General features: G+C 70.8%; 4 protein-coding genes and 1 riboswitch. All 4 genes read right to left on the reverse strand.

Annotated elements, in window-relative coordinates:
* A partial coding sequence (locus tag ABZ371_RS30700) for a hypothetical protein (protein WP_358685798.1) occupies nucleotides 1–202 on the reverse strand: 202 nt, incomplete at its 3' end.
* A 159-nt stretch (nucleotides 203–361) separates the two neighbouring features.
* Nucleotides 362–439: riboswitch (cobalamin riboswitch) on the reverse strand.
* Between the two features lie 77 nt (nucleotides 440–516).
* Nucleotides 517–1,017, reverse strand: a complete 501-nt coding sequence (locus ABZ371_RS30705; protein ID WP_358685800.1) for an N-acetyltransferase — start codon at nucleotides 1,015–1,017, stop codon at nucleotides 517–519.
* 181 nt (nucleotides 1,018–1,198) lie between these two features.
* Nucleotides 1,199–2,833, reverse strand: coding sequence for a monocarboxylate uptake permease MctP (mctP, locus tag ABZ371_RS30710; protein WP_358685802.1), 1,635 nt, complete (start codon nucleotides 2,831–2,833; stop codon nucleotides 1,199–1,201).
* Nucleotides 2,830–3,084 carry a DUF3311 domain-containing protein gene (locus ABZ371_RS30715; protein WP_358685804.1) on the reverse strand — a complete coding sequence of 85 codons (255 nt, stop codon included), beginning with the start codon at nucleotides 3,082–3,084 and terminating at the stop codon, nucleotides 2,830–2,832. Before ABZ371_RS30715 ends, mctP begins: the two co-directional genes overlap by 4 nt.
* Nucleotides 3,085–3,236: the final 152 nt, after the last annotated feature.

The following is a 3,236-nucleotide window of genomic DNA, read 5'->3' on the forward strand; positions in this document are numbered from 1 at the left end:
GCGCCCACAGCGGGCCCGCGCCCCCCCCCGCGCGGCGGCCGCGCCGCGGGGGGGCGGCGACCCGGCCGGGGTCGGTGTCGGGCAGGTCGGCGGTGAGGTCGGTCAGGGTGCGCAGCAGTGCGGTCCCCGGCCCGTCGGTCGTGGCACGGGGGGAATCGGCTGACGCGGTCGCTGAGACCGGATCGGCGGGCGCGATGGTCACTGGGGCTATCCCTCGCTCGGCTCGGGGCCGGCGGGAGCGGAGGCAGCCGGCAGGGCGGTGCCCCGGACACGGGCAGCACTCCGCACGGCGTCCACCGGCCCTCCGCGGGGCCCGGACGTCTCGGCACCCGGATCGGTCGAACCGGGCGCACCGTCGGCAGGTCTTCGGACTTCCGGGGTACGCGGGGCACACCGGTCACACCGTTGCGGGACAGTTCCGGATTCGCACCGGATTCCCCTGCGGCGACAGCGAGCATGAGCATACATGTGGGGGCCGCCTGCTGAGGCGGCCCCCACATGTTGTGTCGCGACGGCTCAGAGCTCCAGCCGGAAGGTCAGCAGCGGGAGGTTCGGGAGCGGCGCCCAGTCCCGTTCGGGGGTCCGTACGAAGCCGAGGCGCCGGTAGATCCGGTGGGCCCCCCGCATGGCCGGCTGCGTCGACAGGACGAGGCCCGTGAGCCCTCCGGCGGTGCGTGCCCGGTCGATGCAGGCCCGCACGAGCGCCTCGCCCGCCCCGCGCCCCCGCGCCTCCGGGGAGACGGCCAGCATCCGGAACTCGGCCTCGCCCTCGCCGGCGACGTCCGCCCACGGGCTGCCGGGCCCGACGTACGTGACACCGCCCAGCAGTTCGTCCCCGGCGCCCAGGGCGACCAGCACCTCGGCCTCGGCCGCCCGCCGTCCCACCGCGCGCAGCTGCCGCAGGTACGGATCGTCGGCTCCGAAGGACAGGAGCCCGTCCCCGAGGTACGCCTGCGCGGTGATCTCGCCCAGGACCTCGTGCTCCTCGGGGCGGACCGGCCTTATCGATACGTCCATGGCGGCAGTCTGCCGCACGCCGGGTGCGTGCCGCGCCGGGTTTCGTCCTCCGCCCGCTTCCCCGCCCGCTCAGGACGCGTTCCCGCATGTGCCCTCGCTCGGTGGCGCGGGCCCCGAAGCACCTGAGCCGCCACGGCCCGCGGGGCGGGGCGTGGCGGCTGAGGGGTGTGGTGCGGTGGGGTCAGTGACCGCCCGGCGCGCCCACGGTCGCGGGCGGGAGGTCCGCCTTGACGCCCGGGTCGCCCACGTCCGCGGTGTAGTCGGACGGAGAGGTCTCGTCCACGCCGGCCGGCGCCTTCACGGCGTTCAGGACGAACGTGAGGACGACGACCACGACCACGTTGAGGACGAACGCGGTGAGACCGATGTAGCCGATCTCGCCGATGCCCGGGATCTCCTTCGAGGAACCGCCGAAGTGCTTCTGGGTCGGGCTGGCGACCCCGTACGCGGCGATCGTGCCGTAGAGCATGCCGACCGCCCAGCCGGCGATCAGGGCCCAGCGGTGGAACCAGCGGGTGAAGAGGCCGCCCACCAGGGCCGGCATCGTCTGGAGGATCCAGATTCCGCCGAGCAGCTGGAAGTTGATGGCCACCGTCTTGTCCATGGTGAGGACGAAGGCGAGCGCCCCGACCTTGACCAGGAGCGAGACCAGCTTGGAGACCTTCGTCTCCTGGGCGGGTGTCGCGTCCGGCTTGATGAAGTCCTTGTAGATGTTGCGGGTGAACAGGTTGGCCGCGGCGATCGACATGATCGCGGCGGGCACCAGGGCGCCGATGCCGATGGCGGCGAAGGCCACCCCGGCGAACCAGTCGGGGAACATGTTCTCGAACAGCTGCGGGATGGCGAGCTGGCCGTTGTCCACCTTGATCCCGGCCGCGATCGCCATGAACCCGAGCAGCGCCAGCAGGCCCAGCATCAGCGAGTACAGCGGCAGGATCGTGGTGTTGCGCCGGATGACCTCACGGCTGCGGCTGGAGAGCGTGGCCGTGATCGAGTGCGGGTACATGAAGAGCGCCAGCGCCGAGCCCAGGGCCAGCGTGGCGTAACCCCACTGCCCCATCTCGCCCGGCACGAGGGCGCCGCGCGGCTTGCCGGTGGCCTCGTTCGTCTGCGCGAAGGCGTCGCCCGCCTTGGCGAAGATGTCGTCGAAGCCGCCGAGCTTGATGGGGATGTAGATGATCGCCACCGCGATGACCAGGTAGATCAGGCCGTCCTTGACGAACGCGATGAGCGCCGGCGCGCGCAGCCCCGAGGAGTACGTGTACGCGGCGAGGACGGCGAAGGCGATGAGCAGCGGCAGGTCCTTGACGAACCAGTGCGTGTTCTCGCCGCCGCCGACGCCCATGACGTCCAGCACGGCCTGGATGCCCACCAGTTGCAGCGCGATGTACGGCATCGTGGCGAGGATGCCGGTGAGCGCGACCGCCAGCGAGAGGCCCTTCGAGCCGAACCGGCCGCGGACGAAGTCCGAGGTGGTGACGTAGCCGTGCTTGTGGGAGACGGACCAGAGCCGGGGCAGGAAGGTGAAGATCAGCGGGTAGACGAGGATCGTGTACGGGACGGCGAAGAAGCCCGCCGCTCCGGCCGCGTAGATCGCCGCGGGCACGGCCACGAAGGTGTAGGCCGTGTACAGGTCGCCGCCGAGCAGGAACCAGGTGACCCAGGTGCCGAACGACCGTCCGCCCAGCCCCCATTCGTCGAGGGTGGCCTCCGACTCGGCCTTGCGCCAGCGGGAGGCCATGAAGCCGATGACCGTGACGGCCAGGAAGAAGAAGATGAAGACGGCGAGTGCCACGCCGTTCACGCCGTCCTTCATGCTGACGCACCCCCCTTGCGGGCGCGCTGGTCACGCTGCCACAGCTTGTACGCGATCATGGTGAGTGCGGTCGAGATGAGCACCCAGAGCATCTGGTACCAGTAGAAGAACGGAATGCCTATGAAGGTCGGTTCGACCTTCGCGTAGGAGCTCACCCAGAGCATGGCCACGAACGGCGCGATCAGGCACACCGCGATGACCGCCCTCGCGGGTGTCACTGTCGGTGGCTTCGTGTCGGTATCTTCTGACATCTGGCGACTCCGTCCCCTCACTGATCACCTTTGTAATGGGCACGAAATCTAGGCGAGCCTTCCGGCCACCGTCACCCCCTGTCCGCATTGCGGTCCTGCAACGGTCCGCAGGCGCCCGACATGACTGATCCCCCCGCGGTCGCGGGGGGATC

The sequence above is a fragment of the Streptomyces sp. NPDC005899 genome (assembly GCF_040629645.1).
GTDB lineage: Bacteria > Actinomycetota > Actinomycetes > Streptomycetales > Streptomycetaceae > Streptomyces.

Excerpts from the sequence above, each read along its gene's own strand:
- ABZ371_RS30705 (WP_358685800.1), bottom strand. The coding sequence starts at position 1,017 with ATGGACGTATCGATAAGGCCGGTCCGCCCCGAGGAGCACGAGGTCCTG.
- mctP (WP_358685802.1), bottom strand. The coding sequence starts at position 2,833 with ATGAAGGACGGCGTGAACGGCGTGGCACTCGCCGTCTTCATCTTCTTC.
- ABZ371_RS30715 (WP_358685804.1), bottom strand. The coding sequence starts at position 3,084 with ATGTCAGAAGATACCGACACGAAGCCACCGACAGTGACACCCGCGAGG.